Annotated in this window: 32 protein-coding genes; 17 read left to right on the top strand and 15 right to left on the bottom strand. The window is 69.6% G+C overall.

The window, feature by feature from the left end:
- Positions 1 to 22 precede the first annotated feature (22 nt).
- The 13 genes from ACFM35_RS00235 to ACFM35_RS00295 form a co-directional block, all read right to left on the bottom strand.
- On the bottom strand, positions 23 to 961 hold the full coding sequence (locus tag ACFM35_RS00235) for a ferredoxin family protein (protein WP_378836904.1): 939 nt from the start codon (positions 959 to 961) through the stop codon (positions 23 to 25).
- Between the two features lie 10 nt (positions 962 to 971).
- Entirely contained in the window at positions 972 to 2,195 is a 1,224-nt protein-coding gene (locus ACFM35_RS00240; RefSeq protein ID WP_378836906.1) for a cupin domain-containing protein, read from the bottom strand.
- On the bottom strand, positions 2,192 to 2,449 hold the full coding sequence (locus tag ACFM35_RS00245; RefSeq protein WP_378836909.1) for a BatC protein: 258 nt from the start codon (positions 2,447 to 2,449) through the stop codon (positions 2,192 to 2,194). Before ACFM35_RS00245 ends, ACFM35_RS00240 begins: the two co-directional genes overlap by 4 nt.
- Before the next feature lie 110 nt (positions 2,450 to 2,559).
- Positions 2,560 to 3,744, bottom strand: a complete 1,185-nt coding sequence (locus ACFM35_RS00250) for a MalY/PatB family protein (protein ID WP_378836911.1) — start codon at positions 3,742 to 3,744, stop codon at positions 2,560 to 2,562.
- Between the two features lie 147 nt (positions 3,745 to 3,891).
- On the bottom strand, positions 3,892 to 4,131 hold the full coding sequence (locus ACFM35_RS00255) for a DUF3072 domain-containing protein (RefSeq protein WP_378836913.1): 240 nt from the start codon (positions 4,129 to 4,131) through the stop codon (positions 3,892 to 3,894).
- Positions 4,132 to 4,314: 183 nt separating this feature from the next.
- Positions 4,315 to 6,222 carry an alpha-amylase family protein gene (locus ACFM35_RS00260; RefSeq protein WP_378836915.1) on the bottom strand — a complete coding sequence of 636 codons (1,908 nt, stop codon included), beginning with the start codon at positions 6,220 to 6,222 and terminating at the stop codon, positions 4,315 to 4,317.
- 102 nt (positions 6,223 to 6,324) lie between these two features.
- A complete protein-coding gene (locus ACFM35_RS00265) occupies positions 6,325 to 6,504 on the bottom strand; it encodes a CsbD family protein (protein WP_378836918.1) in 180 nt (59 codons plus the stop codon).
- Positions 6,505 to 6,586: 82 nt separating this feature from the next.
- Positions 6,587 to 6,781 (bottom strand): hypothetical protein, encoded by a 195-nt coding sequence (locus ACFM35_RS00270; RefSeq protein ID WP_378836920.1) that lies wholly within the window; start codon positions 6,779 to 6,781, stop codon positions 6,587 to 6,589.
- 22 nt (positions 6,782 to 6,803) lie between these two features.
- Positions 6,804 to 7,430: a hypothetical protein gene (locus ACFM35_RS00275; protein WP_378836923.1), complete on the bottom strand. Its 627-nt coding sequence runs from the start codon at positions 7,428 to 7,430 to the stop codon at positions 6,804 to 6,806.
- Positions 7,418 to 8,002, bottom strand: coding sequence for an Asp23/Gls24 family envelope stress response protein (locus ACFM35_RS00280; RefSeq protein WP_378836925.1), 585 nt, complete (start codon positions 8,000 to 8,002; stop codon positions 7,418 to 7,420). The genes ACFM35_RS00275 and ACFM35_RS00280 overlap by 13 nt, the downstream gene beginning before the upstream one ends.
- Positions 7,999 to 8,394 carry a hypothetical protein gene (locus ACFM35_RS00285; RefSeq protein WP_378836927.1) on the bottom strand — a complete coding sequence of 132 codons (396 nt, stop codon included), beginning with the start codon at positions 8,392 to 8,394 and terminating at the stop codon, positions 7,999 to 8,001. Before ACFM35_RS00285 ends, ACFM35_RS00280 begins: the two co-directional genes overlap by 4 nt.
- Positions 8,394 to 8,582, bottom strand: coding sequence for a DUF2273 domain-containing protein (locus ACFM35_RS00290; protein WP_378836929.1), 189 nt, complete (start codon positions 8,580 to 8,582; stop codon positions 8,394 to 8,396). The genes ACFM35_RS00285 and ACFM35_RS00290 overlap by 1 nt, the downstream gene beginning before the upstream one ends.
- Positions 8,579 to 9,103 (bottom strand): Asp23/Gls24 family envelope stress response protein, encoded by a 525-nt coding sequence (locus ACFM35_RS00295; RefSeq protein WP_378836932.1) that lies wholly within the window; start codon positions 9,101 to 9,103, stop codon positions 8,579 to 8,581. The genes ACFM35_RS00290 and ACFM35_RS00295 overlap by 4 nt, the downstream gene beginning before the upstream one ends.
- A 144-nt stretch (positions 9,104 to 9,247) precedes the next feature.
- Here ACFM35_RS00295 and ACFM35_RS00300 point away from each other — a divergent pair, with 144 nt between their 5' ends.
- From ACFM35_RS00300 to ACFM35_RS00335, 8 genes are all read left to right on the top strand, one after another.
- The gene (locus ACFM35_RS00300; RefSeq protein WP_378836934.1) at positions 9,248 to 9,820 is read left to right on the top strand and encodes an RNA polymerase sigma factor; all 573 of its coding nucleotides are present in this window, start codon (positions 9,248 to 9,250) and stop codon (positions 9,818 to 9,820) included.
- A complete protein-coding gene (locus ACFM35_RS00305; protein WP_378836937.1) occupies positions 9,817 to 10,407 on the top strand; it encodes an Asp23/Gls24 family envelope stress response protein in 591 nt (196 codons plus the stop codon). The genes ACFM35_RS00300 and ACFM35_RS00305 overlap by 4 nt, the downstream gene beginning before the upstream one ends.
- A complete protein-coding gene (locus ACFM35_RS00310) occupies positions 10,404 to 10,721 on the top strand; it encodes a hypothetical protein (RefSeq protein ID WP_378836939.1) in 318 nt (105 codons plus the stop codon). Before ACFM35_RS00305 ends, ACFM35_RS00310 begins: the two co-directional genes overlap by 4 nt.
- Before the next feature lie 27 nt (positions 10,722 to 10,748).
- Complete coding sequence (locus tag ACFM35_RS00315) at positions 10,749 to 12,305, top strand: L-serine ammonia-lyase, iron-sulfur-dependent, subunit alpha (RefSeq protein ID WP_378836941.1); 1,557 nt, start codon at positions 10,749 to 10,751, stop codon at positions 12,303 to 12,305.
- A gap of 71 nt (positions 12,306 to 12,376) precedes the next feature.
- Entirely contained in the window at positions 12,377 to 12,985 is a 609-nt protein-coding gene (locus tag ACFM35_RS00320; protein ID WP_378836943.1) for a TetR/AcrR family transcriptional regulator, read from the top strand.
- Between the two features lie 33 nt (positions 12,986 to 13,018).
- On the top strand, positions 13,019 to 13,309 hold the full coding sequence (locus ACFM35_RS00325) for a DUF4287 domain-containing protein (protein WP_378836945.1): 291 nt from the start codon (positions 13,019 to 13,021) through the stop codon (positions 13,307 to 13,309).
- A gap of 50 nt (positions 13,310 to 13,359) precedes the next feature.
- Complete coding sequence (locus tag ACFM35_RS00330) at positions 13,360 to 14,079, top strand: ABC transporter ATP-binding protein (RefSeq protein WP_378838589.1); 720 nt, start codon at positions 13,360 to 13,362, stop codon at positions 14,077 to 14,079.
- Positions 14,076 to 14,810 carry an ABC transporter permease gene (locus ACFM35_RS00335; protein WP_378836947.1) on the top strand — a complete coding sequence of 245 codons (735 nt, stop codon included), beginning with the start codon at positions 14,076 to 14,078 and terminating at the stop codon, positions 14,808 to 14,810. Before ACFM35_RS00330 ends, ACFM35_RS00335 begins: the two co-directional genes overlap by 4 nt.
- Before the next feature lie 16 nt (positions 14,811 to 14,826).
- Here ACFM35_RS00335 and ACFM35_RS00340 read toward each other — a convergent pair whose 3' ends face one another.
- Positions 14,827 to 15,264, bottom strand: a complete 438-nt coding sequence (locus tag ACFM35_RS00340; RefSeq protein ID WP_378836950.1) for a MarR family winged helix-turn-helix transcriptional regulator — start codon at positions 15,262 to 15,264, stop codon at positions 14,827 to 14,829.
- A gap of 75 nt (positions 15,265 to 15,339) precedes the next feature.
- Here ACFM35_RS00340 and ACFM35_RS00345 point away from each other — a divergent pair, with 75 nt between their 5' ends.
- The 5 genes from ACFM35_RS00345 (at position 15,340) to ACFM35_RS00365 (ending at position 21,596) form a co-directional block, all read left to right on the top strand.
- Positions 15,340 to 17,202 (top strand): DUF2207 domain-containing protein, encoded by a 1,863-nt coding sequence (locus tag ACFM35_RS00345; RefSeq protein WP_378836952.1) that lies wholly within the window; start codon positions 15,340 to 15,342, stop codon positions 17,200 to 17,202.
- Positions 17,203 to 17,225: 23 nt separating this feature from the next.
- Positions 17,226 to 17,852: a DUF1684 domain-containing protein gene (locus ACFM35_RS00350; protein ID WP_378836954.1), complete on the top strand. Its 627-nt coding sequence runs from the start codon at positions 17,226 to 17,228 to the stop codon at positions 17,850 to 17,852.
- Between the two features lie 301 nt (positions 17,853 to 18,153).
- Complete coding sequence (locus ACFM35_RS00355; protein WP_378836957.1) at positions 18,154 to 18,891, top strand: YqjF family protein; 738 nt, start codon at positions 18,154 to 18,156, stop codon at positions 18,889 to 18,891.
- Between the two features lie 218 nt (positions 18,892 to 19,109).
- The gene (locus tag ACFM35_RS00360) at positions 19,110 to 19,673 is read left to right on the top strand and encodes a CGNR zinc finger domain-containing protein (protein ID WP_378836959.1); all 564 of its coding nucleotides are present in this window, start codon (positions 19,110 to 19,112) and stop codon (positions 19,671 to 19,673) included.
- 180 nt (positions 19,674 to 19,853) lie between these two features.
- Positions 19,854 to 21,596 carry a long-chain-fatty-acid--CoA ligase gene (locus ACFM35_RS00365; RefSeq protein ID WP_378836961.1) on the top strand — a complete coding sequence of 581 codons (1,743 nt, stop codon included), beginning with the start codon at positions 19,854 to 19,856 and terminating at the stop codon, positions 21,594 to 21,596.
- Between the two features lie 12 nt (positions 21,597 to 21,608).
- Here the strand turns inward: ACFM35_RS00365 and ACFM35_RS00370 are convergent, their stop codons facing one another.
- Entirely contained in the window at positions 21,609 to 22,418 is an 810-nt protein-coding gene (locus ACFM35_RS00370) for a hypothetical protein (RefSeq protein WP_378836964.1), read from the bottom strand.
- A gap of 99 nt (positions 22,419 to 22,517) precedes the next feature.
- Between ACFM35_RS00370 and ACFM35_RS00375 the strand changes: the two genes are divergently transcribed.
- The 4 genes from ACFM35_RS00375 (at position 22,518) to ACFM35_RS00390 (ending at position 26,646) form a co-directional block, all read left to right on the top strand.
- The gene (locus ACFM35_RS00375) at positions 22,518 to 23,351 is read left to right on the top strand and encodes an SDR family oxidoreductase (protein WP_378836966.1); all 834 of its coding nucleotides are present in this window, start codon (positions 22,518 to 22,520) and stop codon (positions 23,349 to 23,351) included.
- Positions 23,352 to 23,418: 67 nt separating this feature from the next.
- Entirely contained in the window at positions 23,419 to 24,234 is an 816-nt protein-coding gene (locus ACFM35_RS00380) for a Cof-type HAD-IIB family hydrolase (protein WP_378836969.1), read from the top strand.
- A 26-nt stretch (positions 24,235 to 24,260) separates the two neighbouring features.
- A complete protein-coding gene (locus ACFM35_RS00385; RefSeq protein ID WP_378836972.1) occupies positions 24,261 to 24,983 on the top strand; it encodes a DUF1361 domain-containing protein in 723 nt (240 codons plus the stop codon).
- Positions 24,984 to 25,101: 118 nt separating this feature from the next.
- Positions 25,102 to 26,646 (top strand): MFS transporter, encoded by a 1,545-nt coding sequence (locus tag ACFM35_RS00390; protein ID WP_378836974.1) that lies wholly within the window; start codon positions 25,102 to 25,104, stop codon positions 26,644 to 26,646.
- Positions 26,647 to 26,713 lie beyond the last annotated feature (67 nt).

The raw sequence follows: 26,713 nt of genomic DNA on the forward strand, positions 1-26,713 counted from the left end.
CCGCCGGAAGCCTGCGTCGTGATCAGACCGGGGCGGTGCGACGCGTCAGCGTCTCGAGCGTGAATTCCCGCACGGATGCCGGACGCGTCGCACCGCACGTGCTCAGCAGCGGCTCCGAGGCCTGCTCGCGCATGGTCACGGCCACCACGTCGGCACCGTGCCCGAGGTCGACGCGCCAGCGGCCGTCGGCCGCGCGTTCCTCGTGCAGCGGCGGGAAGGCCTCGATCCGCCGGTCGCCGGTGTCGGCCCGGGCGAACGACTGCGCGGCCTGCACGACATTCGTGAGGGAGCTCCGGCCACGGAAGAAGTCGGGGACGATCTCGCCGTTCCGGTAGCGGTCGACGATCGTCGCGGCATCACTCGCCGGAACGCGCCCGTAGTAGAGACCGTGGGGAAGCAGGATCATCGTCGCCGCGAACCGATCTCCGCCGAGGTGCGAGCTCTCCCACGTCTCGTCGGTGAACGCGCGCGAGAGCGTCTGCGCCACGGGCCTGCCCCGGACGGCACAGCACTGGTCGTGTCGCGCGTGCGTGCACACGAGCACGACGGGCTGATCGGTCGGCGTGCCCGCGCTGCCGTCCAGGGGGAGGTCGAGCAGGCGCGAAGGGTCGTCGACGACGCCCCAGCGCAGGGACTCGCGACCGGGGCGCGCGTCGGCCAGCGCCCACCGCCACGTCGACTGCGAGCGCCGTTCGTCGCCGCGGCGGCCGAACCGACGGATGGCCACCGGTCGGATGCCGGCCGACTCGGCGCGGCGGACGAGCGCGTGCCCGATCTCGGGGTCGAGGCGCGACTGGAAGAACGCATGCGTGCCCCAGGCGCCGTCGATCTCGACGAGGAGCCAGCGCGCACCGAAGCCGCCCGTGCCCGCCAGCGGGTCGCCCCGCTCGAGCGAGCGGTCGCTGCAGGGTTCCCACCCGTCGACAGGACCCGAAGTCGACGGTAGAGCGGTCGCACTCACGCTCGTCGACTCATCTCGGCACCAGCACCCCTTCGCGGAGCAGGCGGCGCGAGATGACGAGCGAGGACTCGGGGTCGAGCCCGGGCAGCCGCCCCGCGGGATGGTCGCTCGTCGTCAGGGTATGGACGGCGGTCGACGCCTCGGCGGGAAGCGCGACGGTCTTCCGTGCCATGACGATCCGCACGGTGCGCTCATCGTCCTCGATGCGCGCGGACAGCTCACCGCGCCAGCCGACGACGGTCTCGGGGTCGAGCCTCGCCATGAGATCCACCGTCGCCAGCGGTCGCACGGGGGCGGGGCGCGTGGCGCGGCGGAGGTCCCGCTCGAGGGATACGCCCACGCGCCCGTCGCGGGCCGCACCGTTCAACAGAGCACCGGCTGCGACGACCGTCGCGGCCAGGTCGTCCGCGAACGACGCGCCGTCGGTGTAGTCCACTCCCAGCGGCAGCGGCGCACGAAGTCGGGCGTCAGCGCCCGCGTCGGCGAGCAGCTGCATCAGCAGATCGTGCCGGGTCGCCGCCCGCACTCCGATCGTCAGATGGATCGAGGTGCCGCCCTGCGCGACCGCCGAGTGGATCCACCCCCGCGGCAGGTAGAGGACGTCGCCCGGTTCGAACACCGCGTCGATGACCGGGGCGGTCGTTGCGCGCTCGGCGACGGCGTCGCGGTGGTCGGTCCACGGCTGGTCGGCGAGCGGATGCGTGTGCACGGGCTCGTTGATCGTCCATCGCTTCGCACCCGCGATCTGGATGACGAAGACGTCGTGCGTGTCGTAGTGCGGGTCGAAACCCCGCGACGACGCGGGCGTGATGTAGGCGTTGACCTGGGCGGGGTGACCGAGATCGCCCACGAGCTGCCGCGTGAACGCCGCGATCGGCTCCCACGTGCGGTGGAGCCCCTGCAGCACGATGGTCGCACCGCCGGCGAACTGCTCGAGCACCTTGGCGGAATCCACCTGATCGCCGATCTCGGCGCCGAACCCGCCTGATCCGGTGAAGAGGGACGGGGAGAGCACCGAGCCTTCGGCGGCCATGCGCACGAACGGGGTGCGCAGACCGCGGTCGGCGATCAGCTCATCCGCGGCTGCCGGGCTGAACAGGTCGTCGAAGCCGCCCGCGTTGCGCGTCAGGAGCGGTCGTTCCCCCCAGTATGCGCGGAAGTCGGTGGTCGAGATGCCCGCGAGACGGGCGAGCGCGGGTCGATCGCTCGACCCGCGCCCGGTGTCGTGGCTCAAGCGGATCCGTCGGCGCCGCCGTCGTGACCGCCGGGGTTGGCGCCGCCGTCAGCGGTGCCCTCGCCGGCGTCGGCCGAGCCGTCGGCGCCGCCGTCGTGGCCGTCCGCGTTGGCACCGCCGTCTGCGGTGCCCTCGCCCGCCGAGGCGGATCCGTCGGCGCCGCCGTCGTGACCGCCGGGGTTGGCGCCGCCGTCGGCCGGGCCTTCGCCGCCGGTCGAGCTCGTCGTGGTGATGTCGTCGTCGTTGATGCTCATGGCAACCTCCGGAGGTGTCGGGTGGCGCGGATGCGCCGACCTCGACGATACTCGCGAGGACGGGCGCGGACGAGACCTTGACACCGTCTGTTCACGCGCTCGTGCGCCGATCAGGTGGGCGTCGCCGTGGCTGCCCGTGCGGCGAGCGCCGCGCCCATGCGCTCGATGGCCTCGCGCATGATGGGACGGGGGAGCGCGAACACGAAACGGGTGTGACCGATGCCGGCTTCGCCGCAGGCCGCGCCGTCCGTCATCGCCACGTGGGCGTTATCGCGGAACCATTCACCCAGGTCGCCGTCGAGGCCGTAGGCGCGGAAGTCGATCAGCGCGATGTAGGTGGCCTCCGGGAGGGACATCCTGGCGTCGGGAAGGTGCTCGGCGACGAGTTCCGCCAGGAGGAGGCGGTTGCCGTCGAGGTACTCGGTGACCTCGTCGAGCCATGGGCGCCCGGCCGAATACGCCGCGGTGTTCGCCAGGACCCCGAGGGTGGCCGTGCCGTGGCCCGCCCAGAAGCCGAACTCCTCCCACGCGGCCGCATCGGCGTCGTTGGAGAGGATGACCTGCGCGCACTTGAGCCCGGCGAGGTTCCAGGCTTTCGAAGCCGAGACGGCGGTGATGGTGTGGGATGCCGCGGCTGCGGAGACCGAGGCGTAGGGGATGTGCCGAGCAGGGGCGTACACGATCGGCGCATGGATCTCGTCCGAGAACACGCGCCCGCCCTTCTGCGCGACGAGATCGGACACCGCCGAGAGTTCCGCGCGCGTGAAAACGGTGCCGAGGGGATTGTGCGGGTTGCAGAGCACCAACATGCCGGCGCCCGCGTCGAAGGCGCGGGCAATGCCCTCGAGGTCCATCCCCATGCGCCCGTCCCGCTCGATGCTCGGTATCTCGATCACCTCCCGCCCGTGCATGGGCGGCACGACGAGGAACGGCATGTAGGCGGGGGTCGGCACGATCACGGCGGACCCGGGAGCCGTGAACCGGTCGATCGCCAGTTCGAAGGCCGCGATCACGTCGGGGACGTGGTGGACGCGCTCGGCCGGCACGTGCCATCCGTAGGTCTCGGCGCTCCACGCGGCGGTCGCTGCGGAGAGTTCGTCGGCGAGCCGCGCGGGGAGATACCCCGTCGCGCCCTGGTCGACGGCCTTCGTGAGGGCGTCACGGATCGGAGGAGCGAGCCCGAAGTCCATCTCGGCGACGAAGGCTCCGATCGTGTCGGGGAACATCGACCACTTGACGCTCCCGATGCACCGCAGCTGCTCCTGCGTGATCTGGTCGTACTCTGTTCCCGTCATCACCCTCACCCTCACCCTCGCCCTCGATCTCGCCCTGCCAGGCCGTTTCGCGACCATCCGGAGTCACCATCCGGAGTCATCGACGGTACACGTACAGGAGGGGCACCCATCGGGTGCCCCTCCTGTACGCCGCCGGCTGCGCCGAGCTCAGTCGCTTGCGCGGCCGGTCTTCTCCTGCAGGCGGTCGATCTCCTGGGATGCCTCGCCCTTGGTGATGTCGGCGGAGATCTCCTCGCCGGCCTCCCGTGCCAGGGTGTCGAGGTAGCTCCGCTGCGGGGCGGTCATGGGCTCGTCGCCGGTGACCCAGTCGGACGGGTCTTTGACGGCGGGGTCATCGGACGGGGTGGTTGCTCCGAGCATTTCGCCGGACGTGTTGGATTCAGACATGTGTTCGATGGTAGTGACCGGGCGTCCGCCGGCAGAGGGGTTGACAGAGGTCGGCTGGCTGCTTCTGAATACGCGTCGCGCAGAACTCCTCAGGTCTCGGGCTCATCGGCGCGGTACCCGGCAGAATCCGGACGTCGCCGGTCGGATCTCCGGAGTTCGGCCCACGGTGCCGCGGGCCCACGGTCACGACGATGGGGGAGCGGTCACCCGCAGCCACGCGAAGCCGTGTGCGGACAGCTGCACTCCGGCCGCGAGGTCGATCGCCGAGCCGGTCAGAATGTCGTGCGCCTCTCCGGCGAATCCCGACAGCGTGAGCGCATCGATGTGCACGGGCTCTTCGCCGACGTTCGCCAGCACCAGGACGCCCGCCCCGCCGACTCCCGGTCGCTGGAACGAGAGCACCGACGCGATGCCGGTGAAGAAGTCGATCAGCTCGTTCCCCGCGAACTCCGGCGTCGCCTGGCGCACGGCGATGAGTTCGGTCATCCGCGCGAAGACACGGCCGGCGGTGGTCGCGGCATCCGTCCGCTGCGCGTAGCGCGCGACCGAGCGGCGCGGGCGGTGCACCCACCGGGTGTCGCCCGCCTCGTGCGGATCGTCCCGGAACGCGTAGTCGTTCGGCTGCGCGACTTCGTCCCCGAGGTAGATCAGCGGGATCCCACCGGTCGACATGGCGATGGCGTGCGCGAGGATGACGCGGTCCTCCCCGGCCGGGTCGCCGGCCTCGATACCGGCGAGCGACGCGGTGGTTCCGGTCACGCGGGCGTCTCCGGTCTTGGGGTTCTCCTGGAACGGCACGCCGCGTGCGAAAGTGCCCGGCGCCCGGCCGACGTAGAACTCGTTCAGGAACATGCGGTGGTCGTACGCCGCGATGCCCAGCTCCGCCGCATCCTCGTCGGCGAACGTCCAGCCGATGTCGTCGTGGCTGCGCACGTAGTTGACCCAGGCGGTCCCCGGCGGCAGCCCGTGGCGGCGCTCGAGGGCCTGCTGCAGCATCCGCGCGTCCCTCGTCGCGAGAGCCTCCCACGTGAGCGCCATCTGCAGCGGGTTGTAGGAGAGCTGGCATTCTTCGGGCGATATGTACTGGATCACCTCGTCGGGGTGGACGATCGCTTCCGATTTGAAAAGCAGGGAGGGCGCACCCATGCGCAGCACGGCGTTGAAGGCACGCAGCAGCAGGTGGGCCTCGGGCAGCGATTCGCTCGGCGTCCCGAGTTGCTTCCAGATGAACGCGACGGCGTCCATGCGCAGGATCTCCACACCCTGATTGGCGAGGAACAGCATCTCTCCCGCCATCGCGCGGAAGACGGCGGGGTTGGCGTAGTTCAGATCCCACTGGAAACGGTAGAAGGTCGCCCAGATCCAGCGCCCGTCCGGGAGCTGAACGAAGCTGCCCGGGTGATCGTCGGGAAAGATCTCGCGGACGGTCTCCTCGTAGGCATCGGGCATCGTGCGGTCGGGGAAGATCAGGTAGAAGTCCTCGAACCCCGGCTCGCCCGCGACGGCCTTGCGGGCCCACTCGTGCTCGTTGCTCGTGTGGTTGAAGATGAAGTCCACCACGAGGGAGATGCCGGCGAGCCGCAGGTCCGCCGCGAGAGCGCCGAGTTCGTCCATGGAGCCGAGGGCGGGGTCGACCCGCCGATAGCTCGAGACGGCGTACCCCCCGTCGCTGTTGCCCTCCGGGCTCTCGAACAGGGGCATCAGGTGGAGGTACGTGAGACCGAGCTCCTGGAAGTACGGGATCTGTTCGCGCACTCCCGCGAGCGTGCCGGCGAAGCGATCGACGTAGCAGACGGCGCCGAGCATCCGCTCGCTGAGGAACCAATCCGGGGCGGCTTCGCGCTGGGCGTCGCGGGCCTTCAGTTCGACAGGGCGTGCGTTCCAGGATGCCGCGGCCAGCGCGACCACGTCGGCGAGGGCCTCTCGTCCGTTCGTGTGCTCGCCGTACAGCTCGCAGAAGAGACGGTGAAGCGTGGGGAAATGCACGGCGAACCGGCTCTCGAAGTCGTCGTCGAGCGCCCCCACCACTTCTCCTGCGACGGTCCTGACGAAGGCCATGTCTGCGGCGGTGTCGTCACTCAGCTGGGTCATGCGTGCTCCTCCGCGGCGGCGTTTCTCCGCCGAGACTAGTGGGTCCGCTGCGGACGCGAAGAAGCCCCGCCCTGGTCGGGGCGGGGCTTCTGCACGGACGGCCTACTTGTCGCCGGTGAGCTTGTCCTTGACGTTGTCCGCCGTCTGCTTGACGTCGGCCTTCGCCTGGTCTGCCTTGCCCTCGGCAACGAGCTTGTCGTTGTTGGTGACCTTGCCAGCGGCTTCCTTCGCCTTGCCGGCGAGTTCTTCCGCGGTGTGCTTGATGCTGTCTCCGATGCCCATGGCATCTCCTTTCTCAGGGTGACCCGGTCGGGTCGTGGTGGGTGGTGCGGGGTCCTGCGTGACCTGACAGGCGTGAGGCGGCTCAGCGCTGTGCGGCGCGAACCAGCTTCTTCGCCGTGCGGCGGGTGGTCTTGCGTGCGCCGCGGACTTCTGAGGATCCCCAGAAGCGCTTGGCGTTCTTCTTGATGTGTCGGTAGCGCGCCCGCCCGGCGCGAGCGCCGAGGAGGTACGCGGCGAAGGCGATCGCCGCGATGAACAGGATGCGTAGGAATGTCATGAGTTTCCTCGGGGGGTGCGGATCAGGCCAGCCGGCGCTGATCGTGTGCGAGCTTCGCCCGCAGTCCGCTGTGGATGGAGATATAGGTCGGAACATCGCTGCCGGTGAGGGTGGCGAGGTTCGTGACCAGGTGATCGACGTCTGCGACGACCTCGCGCGGCGACGTGTTCTGCCGCGGAGTGACGCTGACGTGCATGACCGGCTGACGACGGATGTCGTTCGCCGTCACGTGCGTGACGAGGATGTCCTCGCGACCCGAGAGCGAGTGCGTGATCGCATCCGACGCGAAGGACTCGTTGACGGTCACACGGCCGATCGGGTTCTCGGACCCGCTGGAGCGCAGAACCGTCTTCGAGCGACGTCCCGCCACCGACCGCACGACGGCGACGATGAGCAGCACGATCAGCAGGATGATGAGCGCGAGGACGCCGAGCGCGAGTCCGCTGACGGCGGCCGCCCCCATGGCGGTGGCCGACGCGGCCTGCTCGAGCCAGGACTGGCCGGCTTCGCCCGCTCCGGTCCACACGTCCACGGCCGCCGGCCACACGGTGACGGTGATCAGCGCCGCGCCGATGGCGAGGATGATCAGCCCGATCACGAACAGGAGGATCCTGTTGGCGGCTCGATTGGTGTTGTTCACTTCTCCCACTCGCTTTCCTTGGGTCGATCGACCCGGACGCGCGTCTTGACGGACGGCACGAGCCGGTACTCGGCGATCTCGGCGTCGGCGATGCTCCGCACCTTCGACTCGTCGAGCGGGATTCCCGCTCCCGGCCGCACCGTGACATCGACGCTGCGGTGGGCGACACCCACCGAGATCTGGTCTCGGGGCAGCCCCGTCTCGTCGCTCAGATGCTGCGCCAGCGCGGCGGCGATGACGCCGTTGTCGACCACGACGGCGCGGTTGTCCCACGTCATCTCGTGCTTCGACAGGCGTCCCGGGGTGATGGCGAGCACCACGAAGATCAGTCCGATGACGGCCAGCACGGCGCCGGCGGTCGCGAGGACCCCGCCGGGCGTAGCCGTGGGAAGGCCCACGAGCCACGCGAGGCCGGCTCCGGGCCCCAGCAGGAGTGCAGGCTGCCCGAGGAGGCGCAGCACGATCTCGAGCCCGACGTAGGCGAGCGCGAGGATCAGGATGATGACGGCCACGAACATCGCGACCGTGCGCGGGGAGTGCGTTTCGCGTCGCACGACGCGGGCCAGTGCAGGACTGGTCATCTCACTCTCCTTCGTTTCGGGGTGGTCGCCCCGGTGATCGTGATGTTGATGCGGTGGATCTCTTTGCCGAACAAATGCGAGAGGCGCTGCTGCAACTGCTCCTGCAGCGCACTCGCACGGTCGAGCACCTTGGGGCCGGCGTTGATCGCCGCGGTGTCTTCCAGATCGGGGATCGGCAGTTTCGTCGACAGGCGCACGGCCATGCCACCGCGATAGTCCGCGACCTCGACGGAGACGTCGCTGCGGCTCACGCCGATCACGGACACGGATGCCTCTTCCGCGACTTTCCGGAACACCCGCTCCTCGACATCGATTCGTCCGGGGTACGTGGGCTCCCCGGCGGCGGCCCCCGAGGGGCCGCCACCGGCGGATCCGATCTGGTCGACGCGCATTATGACGTGCGCCGACCTGAGAACGCGTTCGCGACGCCACGGACGTCGAGCTCGCCCGAGAGGATGCGACCCACGACCGCGCCGATGGCCATGAACAGGGCGACCAGAAGGAAGCCCCAGAACCCGAACAGGAGCGCGGCCACCGCGAGGACGGCGCCGATCAGGGCGCCGGTGACGGTGGTGCTCACGAGACGCGCGACTCGGTGTCGTCGGTGTTGTCGTCGCTGGGCAGGTGCACGTCGTTGACGGCGACGTTGACCTCGACGACCTCCAGGCCCACCAGGCGCGTGATGGCGCCGGCGACGGCGGCACGCACGTTGGCCGCGACCTCCTGGATCGGGGCCGGGTACTCGACGACGATGGTGACGTCGGCGGCGGCCTGGGTCTCTCCGACCTCGACCTTGACGCCCTGCGTCAGGTCGGTGGCGTTCACCGCGTCGCGGATGGCGCCGAACGCACGAGCGCCGCCACCACCGAGCGCGTACACACCGGCCACCTCACGGGCGGCGATGCCGGCGACCTTGGCGACGACACCATCGGCGATCGTGGTGCTGCCGGCGGCGTTCTCGTCCGCGGGGATGCGCGACGACGAGAAGCTGCGGTCGACGCGGGAGTTCGAAGGAGCCTTCGCCGCGGCGGCTGCGGGCGTCGACGAGGGGGTTCCGGTGGCCGGAGCTGCGGGCGTGGTGTTCTGGGCTTCGTTAGCCATGATTGATCCTTTACCTCGTATGTTGGGCCGAGATCAACCGCTCGCGCGGCCGGTCTCGGAAGCGTTACGTTCGCTCTACAGATGAGAGGCGCTGAGGCGCCGATGTGTCACGAAAAAGTCGCGAAAAAAGTTTCAGGAGCGTCGATGAGCGAGGATCGCACCGCAGAGGAAGGCTCTCTGGCGCAGGTTCCCGACCGCATCCTCGTCGAACGCGCTCTCGATCAGGACACCCAGGCGTTCGGCGAGATCGTCCGTCGGCACTCGCCTCTCATGCGTGCCTACGTCTCTCGAATAGTCGGTTCGCTGAGCGAAGCCGACGACGTTGTGCAAGAGTCGTTCGTGCAGGCGTGGCGACAGCTGCCGGGTCTGCGGGATCACACCGCGGTGCGCGCCTGGTTGATGAGGATCGCGAGCCGCGAGGCGTTCTCCTTCCTCAGGAAGCGCCCCGACAACGCCCCGCTCGACGGCTACGACGGATCCGTGTCCGCCGATGCCCAGCCCGAGGCGCGCGCGATCCGCAACGCACAACTGCACGCCCTGTCCCTCGCTCTGGACAATCTGCCCGAGAACCAACGCCGATGCTGGCTGCTGCGAGAAGTGGCGGATCTCAGCTACACCGAGATTGCGGAAGAAATGGACCTACCCACGAGCACCGTTCGCGGGAACCTCGCGAGGGCGCGGGCGAGCATCGCGACGCAGATGGAGGGATGGCGATGACCGACGACGACTCCACGGTCCTGGACTGCGGGAAGACGATCGACGAACTCAGCGACTACCTCGACCGCGGACGCGAGCCGTGGGATGCCTCGATCGAGACATGCCCAGTGTGCTTGAACGCCCTCGACGCGTTGGCGCGCGTCGCACGACTCTCACGCGACCTGATAGACGACGACGCGACGCAGCTCCCGCCGCCCCCGGAGGGTTGGCTCAAGTCGATCATGGACTCCGTGCACGCGGAACTGCGGGCAGGCCGGGAGCTGCCGCTGCGCCATCCCGATCCGCGCGTTCGCATCACGGTCACGGAGGGTGCCGTGCGCTCCCTCCTGCGCGCGACCGGCGATGCGATCGACGGCCTCTTCATAGGTCGGACCGAGATCATCGGAGACGCCGAGATCGCCGGTGCCCCGATCGAGATCCGCCTCACCGCGACTGTCGGATGGGGCACGTCGATCCCGGAAGTCGCCGACACGCTGCGCGCCCACATCTTCAGCGTGCTCGAAGAACATACTGAACTGAACGTCATATCCGTCGACGTGACCGTGGAGGACATCCACGGTTACGACCACACGAAGGACCGAGCATGAGCATCGTCGTCGACCCCGCAGGCGCCAGCCTGGACGCCACCGTGCTCGCCGTCCCCGGCGTGACGGGACTGTTCCCCGCCCACGGGACGCTGCCGCAGATCCCCGCACGGGTCGCCGCCGTCGTCACGAGCGCCGAGGCTCCGAGCGATGTCTCCCTCGTCACGCGGGGAGACTCGACCCTGATCACCGCGCGGATCTCGGCATCGATGGACACTCCCGTGCGTGAGACGGCCTATCTCGTGGGCGAGCGGCTCGCCGAGATGTTCCCCGATCCCTCCGTGAAGATCGAGATCCGCGTCGCGCGCATCCAGTAACGGCGACCTCGCGGTTAGCCTGGCAGTATGAGCGCCTACATCTCGGCGTTCGAGCTGTTCTCCATCGGCATAGGACCCTCGAGCTCCCACACCGTCGGCCCGATGAGGGCTGCGCACGACTTCGCGGCGCGTCTCGACGCCGACGGCATCCTCGGACGCGTCGCCCGGATCACCTGCACCCTCTACGGATCGCTCGGTGCGACGGGGATCGGGCACGGTACTCCTGACGCGGTCGTCGCCGGGTTGCAGGGGCTGCACCCCGAGACGGTCGATCCGGATGCCGTGCGCGAGGCCTGGACCCTGTGGATCCCCGGCGCCGAGCTGCGTCTGAACGGCCGGCACGACGTGCCCTTTTCGAAGACGGACGTCGTCTTCGCACCCCGGACGCGACTGCCGGGGCATCCGAACGCGATGACTCTCGAGGCCTGGGCTGCTCCTGCTCTCGAGTCGGATCCGGCCGTCGAGCGAGCGCAGCGAGACGACACGCCCGCGCTGCTCCTCGCAGAGACCTACTATTCGGTCGGCGGAGGGTTCATTCGCCGCGAGGGCGAGGTCTCCGCTCCCGGGTCTCGGCCGTTCCCCCTCGGCTTCCACGACGCCGCGTCCCTGCTGGCACTGTGCGACGAACGCCACATCACGATCGCGGAGGCCGCGCGCCGGAATGAGGAGGCGCTGAGGACTCCCGAGGAGATCGCCGCGGGCCTCGACGCGATCTGGGACGCCATGGCCTCGAGCATCGACGAGGGGCTGCATCACGACGGCGTCCTTCCCGGCATGCTGCGCGTGAAGCGTCGGGCCGGCGTCATCCGGGCACAGCTCGAGGAGGCCGAGGCCGGCGGTCACCGCGAGTTGCCCGGGGAGTGGTTGGGCGCATTCGCCCTCGCGGTGAACGAGCAGAACGCTTCGGGCGGCCGCGTCGTCACCGCGCCCACGAACGGCGCGGCGGGGATCCTGCCCGCCGTGGCGATGTACTGGTGGCGGTTCCTCGCCGATTCCGGGCTGGGCGAGGGCAACGCCGTCACCCCTCACGGCGAGCTGGTCGGCAGCGCGCTCCTCGGATTCGGCGGCTCCGTCGACGTCTCCTCCGGCGCGCTCGGGAGCGGTGAGCCCGAAGACGAGGATGCGATCGCCGAGGCGAACCGCCGGCGAGGCATCCGTCGCTTCCTGCTCACAGCCACCGCGCTGGGGTCGCTGTTCAAGGCGAACGCCTCGATCTCGGGCGCGGAGGGCGGCTGCCAGGCGGAGGTCGGGTCGGCCTGCGCGATGGCGGCCGGCGGGCTGACCGCGGTGATGGGCGGTACCAATCGCCAGATCGAGAACGCCGCCGAGATCGCGATGGAGCACCATCTCGGCCTCACGTGCGACCCGGTGGGCGGGCTCGTGCAGATCCCGTGCATCGAACGCAACGCGATCGCGGCGTCGACGGCGGTGACGGCCGCCCGGCTCGCGCTGCGAGGTGACGGGTCGCACTTCGTCTCGCTCGACATGGTGGTCGAGACCATGCGGCAGACCGGCATCGACATGTCGACCAAGTACAAGGAGACCAGCGAGGGCGGGCTCGCGGTCAACGTCATCGAGTGCTGACGGCGGCGGGCGAGAACCCGCGGATCACAGAGCACCTCACCCGGATGCGGGCCGCGGTCTAGGCTGACCGCATGCCGGAGTACGCCGTCCCCACTCCGCCGCGACGGCGGGGGCGGCCGAAGGCGGGGGAGTCCGATGCCCAGGCGCGCATCGGCGCCGCTGCGATCGACGAATTCGGCGAGCTCGGCTACGACGGCGCCACGATGCGGGGCATCGCGGTGCGGGCGGGCGTCGATTCCGCGCTCGTGCACCATTACTTCGGCACCAAGGCGGACCTCTTCGCCCACACGGTGGGTGCCCCGATGCGTCCCGAGGTCGACATCCCCGCCCTGCTCGACGGGCCCGACGACGGGCTCGGGGAGCGCTTCGTACGCTACATCCTCGAATCGTGGGAGCGCCCCGAAGTGAGCAAGCGCGGGGTCGTGCTGCTGCGGGCCGCGCTGGGGAACCGTATGACCACGCCGCTCATGGCCGCCTTCCTGCAACGGGAGCTGATCGGCCGCATCGCCGCGCGCGTGGAAGCGCCGGATGCTGCGTTCCGCTCGTCCCTCGTCGCGAGCCAGATCGCGGGCCTGCTGATCGCCCGCTACGTCCTGCAGCTTCCGGCGCTGGCGGAGGCCACCGTCGACGACCTCGTGGAGCGGGTCGGCCCGACGGTGCAGCGCTACCTGTTCGATTGATCGCACGTGCCGCAGAGCGGCGGAAGGAGTCTCATGTCGTTCCAGGCATATCTCGACAACATCGAGGGCAAGACGGGTCTGACGCCTCGGCAGTTCATCGATCTGGCCACGGAGAGGGGATTCGGGCCGGGAACCAAGGCGGTCGAGATCATCGCCTGGCTCGCCGATGATTACGGCCTCGGGCGCGGCCACGCCATGGCGCTCGTCCATGTCATCACGAAAGGTCCCCAGATCGGCGCGACGCACGTCGACTCGGGACGGGCGCACAGCGACCCGTCCGACACGCTGTGGCTCGACGGCACGGCGACGAACCCGGGGACGTGAGGCCGGGTCCCTTGACCTGACCTGGCGGCATCCGGATAATTCATCGCGTGATGAATAAATTCGCGGTCGAGATCGCCGGCCTTACCGTGCGACGAGGGCCGCGGACGGTCTTCGACGGCGTGGATCTCTCCCTGCCGGCCGGCCGGATCACCGGGCTCCTCGGCCCGAGCGGCGGGGGCAAGACCACCCTCATGCGCGCGATCGTGGGCGTGCAGAAGGTCGACGGGGGCAGCGTCACCGTGCTCGGCGAACCGGCAGGATTACGAGGCCTCCGCCGCGACGTCGGGTACGCCACGCAGGCCGCGTCGGTCTACGACGACCTCACGGTCGAGCAGAATCTGCGCTACTTCGCCACGGTGCTGTCGGTCCCGCGCGGCGACGTGGCGCGCGTGATCGACGCGGTCGATCTCGGGGACGCCCGGCGCCAGCTCGTCTCGTCGCTCAGCGGAGGCCAGCGCGGGCGGGTGTCGCTCGCGACCGCGATGCTGGGCCGCCCCCGACTCCTCGTTCTCGACGAGCCCACCGTCGGGCTCGATCCCGTGCTGCGCGAGAGTCTCTGGGCGATCTTCCGTGCCCTGGCCGACGACGGGACCACGCTGCTGGTCTCGAGTCACGTCATGGACGAGGCGCAGCGGTGCGATGAGATCGTGCTGATCCACGGTGGAGCGGTCATCGCGCAGACGACTCCGCGCGGTCTCCTCGAATCGACGGGGACGGCCGACGCGGATGCCGCGTTCCTCGCGCTCCTCCAGGGCGGGGTGGGGCGGTGAACCCCGGGCGCACCCTGGCCACGGCCGGTCGTGTGCTCCGTCAGCTGAGCCACGACCCCCGCTCCCTGGCGCTCATGCTGCTGGTCCCGAGCCTGCTGATCGGGCTGTTCGCGTGGCTCTTCGTCGATCAGGAGGGCGTGTTCGACCGATTCGGCGCCGCGATCCTCGCGCTCTTCCCGTTCATCGTGATGTTCCTCGTCACGTCGATCACCACACTGCGCGAACGGCGGTCGGGCACCCTCGAACGACTTCTGTCCACGCCACTCGGTAAACCGGACTTCATCGTGGGCTACGCGTGCGCCTTCGCGGTGGTGGCGGCGGTGCAGGCACTGGTGACGGTGGCATTCGCGGTCGGCGTCTGCGGACTGGCCGTCGACGGTCCGCTGTGGCAGCTGGGGCTCGTCGCGGTCGCCGATGCGATCCTCGGCACCGCCTTGGGGCTCCTGGCGAGCGCGTTCGCCCGCACGGAGTTCCAGGCGGTGCAGTTCATGCCGGTCCTGATCTTCCCGCAGATCATCCTCGGCGGGCTGTTCGTACCGCGCGATCAGATGCCCGACGTGCTCCGGGCCGTCTCCGATGTCCTGCCGCTCAGCTACGGGATCGACGCGATCAACGCGGTCACCGCGGGCGAGGGTGGTGCAGAGGTCTCGGGCCCGCTCCTGATCGTCTTCGCGTTCGCGATCGGCGCCCTCATCCTCGCCTCGCTCACCCTGCGTCGCCGCACTGCCTGACGGCGCAGGTCGGCGCTCAGCAGGAACGCGGGGTGCGCAGCTTCGCGGTGAGATCGCGCAGATGCTCGAGTTCGTCGTCGCTGAGCTGCGACATCCGCTCGGCGATCGCCTTGCCGTGGGCGGTGGCGATGCGACGGAACGCGGTGGCCCCGACATCCGTCGCCCGCACGATCGATCCGCGGCCGTCGTCGGGGTCGGCGCACTTCGAGATGAGGCCCCGCGATACCATTCGATCGACGAGGCGCGAGACGCTCGGCTGGCTGATGAGCATGTTGGCCGTCACGTCACGCAGCCGCGCGGTCATGTCGGGTCCGCGGGTCACCGTGAGCAGCACGTCGTACTCGGCCTGCGACAGCTCGGTGCCGTCGAAGTCGCTGCTGATCTCGTTGAACACCTCGTGCTGAGCGCGGAAAAGACTCTCCCACGCATCCACGGCGAGGCGTCGATCGGTCATGCCACAAGAATATGCCGCGCAGGGCTTCTGCGGCGGGCGCGGGACCCCGCGTCGACCCCGCCTAGGGTGGGAGGCATGAGACGGATGCTGCGACGTCTGGGTCTGGCGATGGCTACCGGTGCGGCATCCGCACTGCTGCTCGCGGGTCCCGCCCTGGCCACGGTCGCGCCGGAGGCGCCCCGCCAGACCGGTTCCACTGCGGCCGCGGTGACCGCGGTCGGCCCGGGGGGTGCGCCCGCGTCCGTCGAGGACTTCACGTTCCAGAGCATGGACGCCGACTACACCCTGGGCCGAGCCGACGACGGGTCGAGCACCTTGACCGTCGTCGAGACCTTCGTCGCCGACTTCCCCGACAGCGACCAGAATCGCGGCATGCGTCGCGCGATCCCCGACACCTACAACGGCCAGCCCCTTTTTCCGCGTCTGGTGTCGATCACCGACGAGAGCGGCGATGCCCGGCCCGCCGAGACGGACTCCGAGGACGGCACCTTCCAGATGACGTCGCGCGCCGACGACTACGTGCATGGGGCGCAGACCTATGTCTTCACCTACACGCTCGAGAACGTCACGTGGACTTTCGACGACACCGAAGCCGAGGAGTTCTACTGGGACGTCAACGGCGTCCAGTGGCCCCAGCCGTTCGGCCGGGTGACAGCCCGATTGCACGTGCCCGCCGATCTCGAAGGCTCCCTCACCGGAAACACGGCCTGCTATGTGGGTTCACAGGGGTCGAACGACCCGTGCGAGATCGGCACGAGCTCCGACGCCGATGGGGGGACCGTGGTCGAGGCATCCGCCACCGGGCTTGCGGCGTATCAGACCGTGACGATGGCCGTCGCCTTCACGCGGGGGACGTTCACGCCCTTCGACTCGTCGTACCTGGCCTCGCCGTGGGGCTGGGTGCAGGCCCTCACCGGGCTGGGCGCCGCCGCCGTCGTCGTGCTCGCCGCCATCACGCGCTCGCGGAAGCTCCGCGATGCGGCGGGGCGACCGACGATCATCGCCGAGTACACGCCGCCGTCGGGCGTGGACGCCCTCGAGAGCGCGGTGCTGCTCGGCAAGCCGGCCAAGGCGATCCCCGCCGAGGTGCTCGAGCAGGCGGTGGTGGGCAGCATCCGCATCGTCGAGGGCGACAAGCGCTGGTACGGCGGCGCTCCGCTGCGCGCCGAGCTGATCGATCCGTCGCGGGCGGACGGTGACGGGCGGATGCTGCTCGACGGGCTGTTCCCCGACCTCGCGCCCGGTGCCGTCTTCGAGTTCGGCCGCTCGGATACGCGCTTCTCGAAGGCCGCGCAGGCGATCCTCGCCGAGGCCGGCACGGAGATCTATGCGCGCGGACTGCGCCGCAAGGTGGGCGCGGGGCCTCGCATGCTGCCGATCGTCCTCTCCATACTTCTGGCGATCGCGGCGGGGGTCTTCGCGATGGTGGCGATCTTCGGCGGGGTGTCGCCGCTCTTCCCCGTCCTCGTGCTGGTCTTCGCGGTCATCGCGGCGTTCGTCGCCATCGGTCTCGTCTCGAACACCCCGCTGACACCGCTCGGCGCAGAGACGCGAGACCACCTTCAGGGTCTGAAGGTCTTCATGGAGTGGGCCGAAGCCGACCGGATCCGGATGCTGCAATCCCCGGCGGGAGCGGAACGCCGACCCGTCGACACCGGCGACCCGCGACAGATGCTCGACCTGTACGAGACCCTGCTGCCGTACGCGGTCGTGTTCGGCCTGGAGAAGCAGTGGGCGGAGCGCCTGGCGGTGCTCTACGGGCCGGATTACACGCCGACCTGGTACTACGGCACCGGCGGGTTCAGCGCCGCCGCGTTCTCGAGCGGGATCGGCACGCTGTCGGCGACGGCGTCCTCCTCTTCGTCGACGTCAGGAGGTTCCTCCGGTGGCGGCGGGGCAGGCGGGGGCGGCGGCGGGGGCGGCGGGGGCGGTGTGTGACCGCCGGCGCATAGCCTGAACCCATGGCTCACACATCCGCTCGCACTGCTCTGGAGACCGCGGACTGGCGCCGCCGCGTCTTCGCGCTCTACGCGGCCGTCCGCGCCGAGGTCGACCCCGAAGACGCGCATGAGCTCTGGCGCATCGAGCGGGATGACCTGATGTCGCGGCATCCGGCATCTCCCATGCTCGCCGACGATCGGCTGCTGTTCGAGGGGCTGCCGATCGCGCCCTACGACCCCGAATGGCGATTCGAGCTGCCCCTCGTCCCGGCTGAGCCGGGCGGTTTCGAGTTTGCGACCGGCACGGACGGCATCGTGCCCTTCGAGCGGATCGGCGTCGTGGAACTGCCGGGCGCGGGCTCGCTCGACGTCTGGCGGCTGATGACGTACGGGGGCGGCATCTTCCTGCCGGTGCGGGATGCGCTCGCCGGTCGCGAGGATGGCACGTACGGCGGCGGTCGCTACGTGCTCGACACCGTCAAAGGCGCAGATCTCGGGGCGGATGCGGCAGCTGGGAGGATCGTCGTCGACTTCAACTTCGCCTACAACCCGTCGTGCGCCTACGATCCGGCCTGGGCCTGCCCGCTCGCGCCGCCGGGCGATGTGCTCGACATCGAGGTGCCGGTGGGGGAGTTCTTCCGCAGCTGAGCGGGTGGCGGTGACGACGCCGGTGCGGCTGGGGGTGCGGACGGTGTCGGAGATGGTGAAGGGCCGGTCGGAGAGGCATCCGGCCGGCCCTTTTCCCTTTGCACCAAGAGTGTCCTGCAATCACATGTCCGGTCTCTGCCACAGCAAAACATCGACCGTTCCTGAACTGTATAACGAGAAGATAACGACGGCAAGGGTTTTTCCGTTATCCGTTCGTGATCATCGAAAACCCATAAGATTCGGGTTCTTCCGACGGCCGCGGACGGAGCCATCGACCTCGGCGACGCCCAGACTGGACGTCGTGGACATCTCGAGGACAGCGCCCCCGCTGGGGGGCTCGATCGTAGCGGCGCAGGAGTGGCGACAGGTGGCCTTCGTGCACTGGCGTGCGGCGGTCGAGGACGTGGCCCCGTTGCTCCCGCCCGGGGTCGTCCCCGATGTGTGGGGAGGATCGACGTGGGTCGGGCTCATCGCGTTCCGGCTCGGCGACGCCCGGATCGGACCGCTGCCGCCTTCACCGATCGGCGGGTCGTTCACGGAGGTGAACGTGCGCCTCTACGGCGTGGATGACGAGGGACGCCGGGGAGTGGTGTTCCGGTCGCTCGAGGCATCGAGCCTGCCGGCCGTCCTCGCCGCCCGTGCCCTGTTCTCGCTCCCCTACATGTGGGCGCGCACCGCGCAGCGCCCACGCGTGGACGGGTGGGAGTACGCCGCCCGCCGCATGTCGGCTTCGCCCTCCCGGCGGGGCCCGGGCTTCCGTCTCGGTGTCGCGGTCGATGGGTCGCAGACCGTGGATGACGGGCTCTCGCAGTTCCTCACCGCCCGATGGGGCCTGTTCCAGCGTCGCTTCGGGCGAACACAGTGGTTGCCGAACGAGCACGAGCCGTGGGTGCTGCATCCTGCGTCCGTGACGTCCCTCCACGACGAGCTCTGCGCGGCCGCGGGCCTCCCGGGCATCGTGGACCGCGCGCCGGACTCGGTGCTGTTCAGCCCCGGAGTCGATGCCCGATTCGGCCGGGGGACTCTGCTCGATCGATGATTTCGCTGAGAGCGAACGGGGCGATGTCCGTGGCGCCCTGCATGTCGACGCGTCGACATCCGCAGCCGGCACACTTCGCGTAGACGACAGAGCCGGAGCTCACGCGATGGCGCGATTCGGTCGTCCACGCGTGCTCCGAGCACTCGGCGTGCTCGGGGGGGCGGGTGGAGGACTGCTGCTCGATCGGGCTCACGTGTCCACGATGATGTAATGGCCTTATGCACCTCAACCCTTACGGCGAATACGCGGTACTGCTCGCCGCGTCGCTGGCGAACGACTGGCCCGTCGACCGGGCGGGCATCGAGCTGCGCGCGCGCGACTTCGGGATGACCATGGCCTTCCAGCCCGACGGCCGCGATCACGAGCGCACCCGGCGTGTGGTCGACCGGTGGCTCGCGGTCGTCGATGCGGGTGACGGGCGGACGAAGGCCGCCCTGCTGAACGACCTCATGGCAGAAGTCGGCGCGTACCCGCGGATGACGGACCACGACGGCGAGGGGTGGCATCTGCACTACCGCGACGAGGGGCGAGCCCTACCCGATGTGCTCCTCGCCGTGTTCAGCGTGGGAACGGCGCTCCACCTGACGACGCGGGGCATGAGCCGCCTGGCACGCTGCGAGGCCGGCGCGGCGCCGGGGGACACCTGCCGCGATGTCGTCGTGGATGTGACGCGCAACGGCCGCCAGCGGTACTGCTCGGTCCGATGCGCGAACCGCGCGGCGGTGCGGCGGCATCGCGCGCGCCGACCGACGCAGGGGACCGGGTCGTCGCCCGCCGGGTGACGGGGATCTGCTGAAGAGCGGATGCCTCGACCCGACGTGCTCCGAAATACGGCACCTCTCCGCATGCCGGCAAGGGTCGATCGCAGCGGCGCGATTCGCGGGCGACGTTCCGCCGTTCACAGGTCGAGCCCCGCGCCCGCGGCGTAGGTTGGAGATCCCCGAATACTGAGGAGCCTGCGCATGGATCACCCGGACCCCTCGAACGAACCCGGCGACGTGTCCGCCACCTCGGGCGGCGATGTGTCCCTGGCGGACCGGTCGTGGATCGCGGCCTACGCGGAGGGCGTGCCGGCCGACATCACGCCCGTCGACGAGACCCTCGTGGACATGTTGGACTCCGCCGTTGCGCGCTACGACGGCCAGGTCGCCCTCGAGTTCTTCGGGGCGGAGACGACCTATGCAGAACTCGGCGAGCAGGTCGCGCGAGCCGCGAACGGTCTGCGCAAGCTGGGCGTCGTGGCCGGCGACCGCGTCGCCCTGGTGCTGCCTAACTGTCCGCAGCACGTCGTCGCGTTCTATGCGGCGCTGCGCCTCGGCGCCATCGTGGTCGAGCACAACCCGCTCTACACCCCACGCGAGCTGCGTCACCAGTTCGAGGAGCACGGCGCCGTGGTCGCGATCGTCTGGGACAAGGTCGCCGACGTCGTCGCGGGTCTTCCGGCCGATGCCGCGCCGGGAGCCGTCGTATCGGTGCGAATGACCGACGCGCTGCCGCTGGGCAAGCGCCTCGCGCTGAGGCTGCCGGTCGCGAAGGCGCGCGCGTCCCGCGACGCGATGACCGCCACCCCGAAGGTGAAGTCGGTGATCGAGTGGTCGCGCATCTCCGACGCCCGCCGCCTGCCCAAGAAGTGGGCGCGTCCCTCGCTCGACGACATCGCCCTGCTGCAGCTGACGAGTGGGACCACGGGGCAGCCCAAGGCCGCCATCCTGACGCACCGCAATCTGCGTTCGAACGCCGCGCAGGGACGCGCCTGGGTTCCCGGCCTGGAGGAGGGCAAGGAGGTCTTCGCGGCCGTGCTCCCGCTCTTCCACGCGTACGGGCTGACGCTCTGCCTCACCTTCGCCATCTCCATCGGCGCGCGGGTCGTGCTCTTCCCGAAATTCGACGTGGACCTGTTCCTCCGGGCGGCCCGCGGCACGCCGCCGACCTTCCTGCCTGCCGTCCCCCCGATCTACGACGCCCTGTCGCGCGCGAACGCCGACCTGCGCAGCATCCGGTTCTCCATCTCGGGGGCGATGAGTCTTCCGGTCGCGACGGTCTCGCGGTGGGAGCAGCAGAACGGTGGTCTGCTCGTCGAGGGCTACGGCATGACCGAGACGTCGCCGGTCGCTCTGGGCAACCCCATCGGGCCGACCCGCCGCCCGGGCACGGTCGGCATCCCGTTCCCGAGTACCGAGATCCGCGTCGTCGACCCCGAGAACCCGTCCGAGGATCGCGCGATCGGTGAGGCGGGCGAGCTGCTCATCCGGGGTCCGCAGGTGTTCCAGGGGTACTGGAACCGTCCCTCCGAGACGGCCGAAGTGCTGCTCCCCGGCGGCTGGCTGCGCAGCGGCGACATCGTGACGGTATCGCAGGACGGTTTCGTCACTGTGATCGACCGGGTCAAGGAGCTCATCATCACGGGCGGCTTCAACGTCAGTCCCACCGAGGTCGAGCACGTGCTGACGATGCATCCCGACATCGAGTCGGCTGCCGTCGTCGGGCTCCCGCGCTCGTCCGGCGGCGAGCAGGTCGTCGCCGCCGTGACGGTGCGATCGGGGGCGAGGTTCGACGAGGATGCGCTGCGCGATTTCGCCCGGTCGCACCTCGCCGCCTACAAGATCCCCCGCCGGGTCGTGCAGATCGACGACCTCCCCCGATCGCAGATCGGCAAGGTGCTGCGCCGGATCGTCCGCGAGCGACTGATGGACGAGAGCGCGTGACGGCGGTGCCGGCTATCCGCCGGTGAGCAGGGCGACGCCGTTGATCACCGCGCGGTGCGTGAGCGACGAGCCCAGCACGCGGAAATGACCGACGGCCGCCACCTCGACGTTCGTCGCGCCGGTGAGCGCGCTCCCCTCGGGGATGTGCGGGTCGTAGCGCCCGTAGACCGACACGATGCGTCCGTTCACCGACGTCGACCGACCGAGCATCACGATCGTCTCGTCGGTGGGTCGGAACGCCTGGATGCTCGGGACCCGCACCCATTTGGCGAGCCCTGAGCCGCTGAAGGGTGTGCACACGGCCACCATGCCGAGCACACCGAGGGGGCGAGCGGATGCCGCATCCCGTGCGGTCGCGGGCGTCGCGCTCGCGGCGGCGGCAGCGGGGTCTTCGCCCGAGGCCGCCGCGCGCGCCGCATCCTGAGCCGCGCCTGTCGTGACCAGCAGATGCTTGCCGATGAGTCCGCCCTTGCTGTGTGAGACGAGGACACGGCCGGCCGGCGGCGCGGGCGATGCGGCCAGGGCTTTCTCGAGCTTCGCCGCGGTGGCCCCGACCGGCAGACGGTTTGTGCGCAGTCCGTGCACGACGCGCACACGGTGGCCCGCGGCGTTGAGCGCGTCGCCCAGCGGCCGGAGGAACGACCAGTGCTCGTACACGCCGGGCAGCAGGACGATCTCGGGGAGGCGCGACGCACCCTCGTTCCAGGCCGTCGGCGCTCGACGGGGCCCGCGCGTCCAGGGCGGCGCGAAGATCGCGAGCTGGCGGGTGCCGGCGTAGAGATAATCCAGGGCCCACCACCACGCATGTACGAGCCACGGCATACGGCGCAGTCTACGTCGCGACCGGAGGCGGGTCGCCTTCAGCGGGAATATCCTCCGCCCGCCCGCGCTATCACCCGTACGTCGTCGAAAGGAAAAATCATGACGAGCAAGGTCTGGTTCATCACAGGGACATCGCGCGGGTTCGGTCGCGAGTGGGCGATCGCAGCCCTCGAGCGAGGAGACAAGGTCGCGGCCACGGCACGCAGCCTCGACGCCCTCGACGATCTCGTCGCACGGTTCGGCGACGCCATCCTGCCGATCGAGCTCGACGTCACGGACCGGGAGGCGGACTTCGCGGCCGTACGGCTCGCGCACGAGACGTTCGGCCGACTCGACGTCGTCGTCAACAACGCCGGGTACGGGCAGTTCGGCTTCGTCGAGGAGCTGAGCGAGGCCGATCTTCGCGATCAGCTCGAGACCAACGTGTTCGGCGCGTTCTGGGTGACCCAGGCCGCGCTCCCCTTCCTGCGCGAGCAGGGCGCCGGTCACATCCTGCAGGTGTCGTCGATCGGCGGCATCAGCGCGTTCCCCGGGATCGGCGCGTATCACGCATCGAAGTGGGCGCTCGAGGGCTTCTCGCAGGCGCTCGCCGGCGAGGTGGCGGCGTTCGGCATCCACGTCACCCTCATCGAGCCCGGCGGGTTCTCCACCGACTGGGGCGGATCGAGCGCGCGTCACGCCGACCCTCTCGCGGCGTACGACGACGCCCGCGAAGCCATGCAGAAGTCGCGCGCGCAGCGTTCGGCACAGCCCGGCGATCCCGAGGCATCCGCGGCCGCCGTCTTGAAGATCGTGGACGCGGACGAGCCGCCCCTGCGGGTGTTCTTCGGCTCGGCCCCCCTCGCGATCGCGAAGGCCGACTACGCCGGTCGCATCGAGACCTGGGAGAAGTGGAACGACGTCTCGCTGCTGGCCCAGGGCGGCGCCCGCTAGCGACGCACGCCGGGGAATGGTCCGGCGCCGGTCCGGCGCGATGTCGGGCCTCTGTGAGGATGGTCTGATGACTCCGAGGCCCGACATCCGCCTGATCGCCGCAGACATGGACGGCACGCTGCTGGACGGTGACGGCGAGGTCCCCGACACCCTGTGGCCGCTGCTCGAGCGCTTGAGCGCTGCGGGGGTGGAGTTCGTGCCCGCTTCGGGCCGGCAGCTGGCGACGCTGCGGAGGACGTTCGGCGCAGCATCCGACCGCATGTCCTTCATCGCTGAGAACGGCGCGTTCGTCGTGCGCGGCCACGAAGAGGTCAGCGTCGACGCGATGGACCCGGTCTTCGTCGATGCGCTGGTGCGACGACTCCGGGAGCTCGCGCTCGGTGGCCTCGACATCGGGGTGGTCGTGTGCGGGAAGGAGTCCGCCTACATCGAGAGGGCGGATGCCGCATTCCTCGGTGAGGCCGAGAAGTACTACGCCAGGCTCACCGTCGTCGACGACCTGCTCGCCCCCGACGACGCCATCCTCAAGATCGCGATCTACGACTTCGGGTCGGCGGAGGAACGGACGGCGCCGGCGCTCGCCGACCTTGCGGAGAGCCACCAGGTGGTGGTCTCGGGACACCACTGGATCGACGTCATGGAGCTCGGCGTCAACAAAGGGGTGGCGCTGCAGACCCTGCAGCGCGCTCTCGGCGTGACGCGATCGCAGACCGCCGCGTTCGGCGACTACCTGAACGATCTCGAGCTCCTCGATGCGGCGGAGTGGTCGTTCGCGATGGAGAACGCGCACGAGCAGGTCGCTGCGCGGGCGGCGCACCGCGCACCGTCGAATCTGGAGCACGGCGTGATCACCACGATCGAGCGGCTCGTCTTCGGGGGGTGACGGCGCTCGCGTGAAAAGCTGACGGGGTGATCCTCGTGGCCGTCAGCAGCGTCGTCGTGCTCAACCTCTATGCCGCGGCGCTGATCCTGCTGCGCTCGTGGGTCTACAAGGTGTCCCTGTACCGCCCCATGCTGCTGAACATCGGCCTGTCGTTCGCTCCGGTGCTGCTCGCGCTGACGGCGATCGGCGGGCTGTTCCTGCTCGGCGCCGCCCTCGACCGCCTCGCGGTGATCCCCGGACTGATCGCGGCGACCTTCGTCTGGGGCTACATCGCGGTCGGGACGCTGCTGTGGCTGCTGTTCTTCCCCAATTCGGTCTACCTCATCACCGAGCTGAACTTCAGCCATCGAGCCGAAGAGACACCTGTGCCGCTCTGGTACGACATCGTGCAGACGCTGGCGCTCACGCTGTCGGGCATCGGCAACGCCGTGCTGAGCCTCGCGGTGATCCAGACCGGGGTGATCCTGGTCGTGCTCGACCCCGATGACGCCGGCGCGCCGGCCGCGTCGTGGGTGTTCGCGGGCGTCGTGATCGTCCTCGGCGCCGTCGGGGTCTACATGGGGAGGTACCTGCGCGTGAACAGCTGGGATGTGCGGCACCCCTCATCGATGATCGCGAAGATCACGGGCCACCTGCGGCAGCGCGGCAAAGCGCTCGAGGCCTTCGGATTCGTCCTGACCCACGCGATCCTGATCGCGCTCATCTACGTCCCGCTCTTCCTGCTCGGGTTCGGGGCACTGCGCGGCTGAGCGCAGCTGCTCGTCGTCGGCTGCCCCTGGCCGAATGTCGGGGGGTCGTGGGACCCTGGAACCGTCACCAGATCCAGCTGTGCCAGACCGAGCTGTGCCGAACCGGGAGTGACCCACGATGTCCGATACGCCCCGCAATGCCTCGACGAGCGAGCCTGACCAGTTCGCGCCGGGGCCGTCGACCCTGCGCAGCTTCTACGGGGTGTTGCTGAACACCGCGATCGCCAACGTCACATCGAGCTATCTGTGGTGGGCGCTCACGTTCTGGGTCTACCTCGAGACGCGTTCGGTGCTGGCGACCGCGATCATCGGCGGCTCGTACATGCTGCTGGTCGCGCTTCTGGGCGTGGTGTTCGGCGTGATCGTCGACCGCACCAAGAAGAAGGCGGTCATGGTCCTCTCGAGCGTCATCACGCTCGCTGCCTATCTCCTCGCCGGGGCGCTCTACCTCGCCTTCCCCGAATCGGTGCTCGTCGATTGGGGCGGTCCGTGGTTCTGGGTGTTCGCCGCAGTCATCCTCGTCGGCGGGGTGGTCGAGAACATGCGCAACATCGCGCTGTCGACGACCGTGACGCTGCTGGTGCCCGGCGACCGCCGCGACCGGGCGAACGGGCTGGTCGGCACGGTGCAGGGCATCGCGTTCATGGTCACGAGCGTGTTCTCGGGTTTGTCGATCGGGCTGCTCGGCATGGGATGGACCGTCGTGATCGCGATCGTCGCGACCGCCCTCGCGCTGACGCATCTGATGTTCGTTCCGATCCCAGAGCGCACGATCGCCCACGTCGAGGGCGCGACGACGTCGTTCGACTTCCGGGGCGTGATCCCCGCGATCGTCGCTGTTCCGGGGCTCCTCGCCCTCCTCCTGTTCAGCACGTTCAACAATCTGGTCGGCGGCATCTTCATGGCGCTGATGGACCCGTACGGGCTCACGCTGTTCTCGGTCGAGCTCTGGGGGGTGGTGCTCGGCGTCACGAGCACGGGGTTCATCATCGGTGGACTTCTGGTCGCCAAGTTCGGGCTCGGCAAGAATCCGGTGCGGACGATGCTGCTGGTCAACGTCGGCATCGCGGTGCTCGGCATGACGTTCGCGATCCGAGAACTGTGGTGGGTCTACGCGCTGGGCATTCTCGTGTTCATGTGCCTGATGCCCATCGCCGAGGCATCCGAGCAGACCATCATCCAGCGGGTCGTGCCGTTCCAGAAGCAGGGGCGCGTGTTCGGATTCGCGGCGAGCATCGAGTCGGCGGCCGCGCCGGTGTCGTCGTTCATCATCGGCCCGATCGCGGAGTTCTGGCTGATCCCGTATATGCGGAGCGACGCCGGCGACGACGCCTTCGGATGGCTGCTCGGCCAGGGGGAGGCTCGCGGCATCGCCCTCGCGTTCACCGCGGCGAGTCTCGTGCTTCTCGTGGTCGTGCTGCTCGCGTTCGTGTCGCGGCCGTACCGCCGTCTCTCCGCGGCGTACGCCGCGGCGCCTGCGACGGCGCCGGACGAAGAAGCCGGCGCTGCGGTCGACGGCAAGGATTCCGCGTTCGAGGACACTCGCGAGATCCGCGATTCTCGCGGGACCGCCGGCGAGAGGGCGATGGATGCTGCGTCCGAGGGCGCGACCGCGGCCGGGCGCAGCGCCCCCCGCCGCAGCGCCGAGTCCGTCGATCAGTGACCGGCGACGGCCTCACGCCGGTCGCTGCCGCGTCTTCCCTTACCCGAAGGTCTCTTCGTTCGCCCCA

The organism is Microbacterium songi (assembly GCF_042747925.1).
GTDB lineage: Bacteria > Actinomycetota > Actinomycetes > Actinomycetales > Microbacteriaceae > Microbacterium.

What these genes read in the sequence shown, in the direction of transcription:
- ACFM35_RS00245 (WP_378836909.1), bottom strand. Translation starts at nt 2,449, where the DNA reads ATGAGCATCAACGACGACGACATCACCACGACGAGCTCGACCGGCGGC.
- ACFM35_RS00250 (WP_378836911.1), bottom strand. Translation starts at nt 3,744, where the DNA reads ATGACGGGAACAGAGTACGACCAGATCACGCAGGAGCAGCTGCGGTGC.
- ACFM35_RS00255 (WP_378836913.1), bottom strand. Translation starts at nt 4,131, where the DNA reads ATGTCTGAATCCAACACGTCCGGCGAAATGCTCGGAGCAACCACCCCG.
- ACFM35_RS00260 (WP_378836915.1), bottom strand. Translation starts at nt 6,222, where the DNA reads ATGACCCAGCTGAGTGACGACACCGCCGCAGACATGGCCTTCGTCAGG.
- ACFM35_RS00265 (WP_378836918.1), bottom strand. Translation starts at nt 6,504, where the DNA reads ATGGGCATCGGAGACAGCATCAAGCACACCGCGGAAGAACTCGCCGGC.
- ACFM35_RS00270 (WP_378836920.1), bottom strand. Translation starts at nt 6,781, where the DNA reads ATGACATTCCTACGCATCCTGTTCATCGCGGCGATCGCCTTCGCCGCG.
- ACFM35_RS00280 (WP_378836925.1), bottom strand. Translation starts at nt 8,002, where the DNA reads ATGACCAGTCCTGCACTGGCCCGCGTCGTGCGACGCGAAACGCACTCC.
- ACFM35_RS00285 (WP_378836927.1), bottom strand. Translation starts at nt 8,394, where the DNA reads ATGCGCGTCGACCAGATCGGATCCGCCGGTGGCGGCCCCTCGGGGGCC.
- ACFM35_RS00295 (WP_378836932.1), bottom strand. Translation starts at nt 9,103, where the DNA reads ATGGCTAACGAAGCCCAGAACACCACGCCCGCAGCTCCGGCCACCGGA.
- ACFM35_RS00300 (WP_378836934.1), top strand. Translation starts at nt 9,248, where the DNA reads ATGAGCGAGGATCGCACCGCAGAGGAAGGCTCTCTGGCGCAGGTTCCC.
- ACFM35_RS00305 (WP_378836937.1), top strand. Translation starts at nt 9,817, where the DNA reads ATGACCGACGACGACTCCACGGTCCTGGACTGCGGGAAGACGATCGAC.
- ACFM35_RS00310 (WP_378836939.1), top strand. Translation starts at nt 10,404, where the DNA reads ATGAGCATCGTCGTCGACCCCGCAGGCGCCAGCCTGGACGCCACCGTG.
- ACFM35_RS00315 (WP_378836941.1), top strand. Translation starts at nt 10,749, where the DNA reads ATGAGCGCCTACATCTCGGCGTTCGAGCTGTTCTCCATCGGCATAGGA.
- ACFM35_RS00320 (WP_378836943.1), top strand. Translation starts at nt 12,377, where the DNA reads ATGCCGGAGTACGCCGTCCCCACTCCGCCGCGACGGCGGGGGCGGCCG.
- ACFM35_RS00325 (WP_378836945.1), top strand. Translation starts at nt 13,019, where the DNA reads ATGTCGTTCCAGGCATATCTCGACAACATCGAGGGCAAGACGGGTCTG.
- ACFM35_RS00330 (WP_378838589.1), top strand. Translation starts at nt 13,360, where the DNA reads ATGAATAAATTCGCGGTCGAGATCGCCGGCCTTACCGTGCGACGAGGG.
- ACFM35_RS00340 (WP_378836950.1), bottom strand. Translation starts at nt 15,264, where the DNA reads ATGACCGATCGACGCCTCGCCGTGGATGCGTGGGAGAGTCTTTTCCGC.
- ACFM35_RS00345 (WP_378836952.1), top strand. Translation starts at nt 15,340, where the DNA reads ATGAGACGGATGCTGCGACGTCTGGGTCTGGCGATGGCTACCGGTGCG.
- ACFM35_RS00350 (WP_378836954.1), top strand. Translation starts at nt 17,226, where the DNA reads ATGGCTCACACATCCGCTCGCACTGCTCTGGAGACCGCGGACTGGCGC.
- ACFM35_RS00360 (WP_378836959.1), top strand. Translation starts at nt 19,110, where the DNA reads ATGCACCTCAACCCTTACGGCGAATACGCGGTACTGCTCGCCGCGTCG.
- ACFM35_RS00365 (WP_378836961.1), top strand. Translation starts at nt 19,854, where the DNA reads ATGGATCACCCGGACCCCTCGAACGAACCCGGCGACGTGTCCGCCACC.
- ACFM35_RS00370 (WP_378836964.1), bottom strand. Translation starts at nt 22,418, where the DNA reads ATGCCGTGGCTCGTACATGCGTGGTGGTGGGCCCTGGATTATCTCTAC.
- ACFM35_RS00375 (WP_378836966.1), top strand. Translation starts at nt 22,518, where the DNA reads ATGACGAGCAAGGTCTGGTTCATCACAGGGACATCGCGCGGGTTCGGT.
- ACFM35_RS00380 (WP_378836969.1), top strand. Translation starts at nt 23,419, where the DNA reads ATGACTCCGAGGCCCGACATCCGCCTGATCGCCGCAGACATGGACGGC.
- ACFM35_RS00390 (WP_378836974.1), top strand. Translation starts at nt 25,102, where the DNA reads ATGTCCGATACGCCCCGCAATGCCTCGACGAGCGAGCCTGACCAGTTC.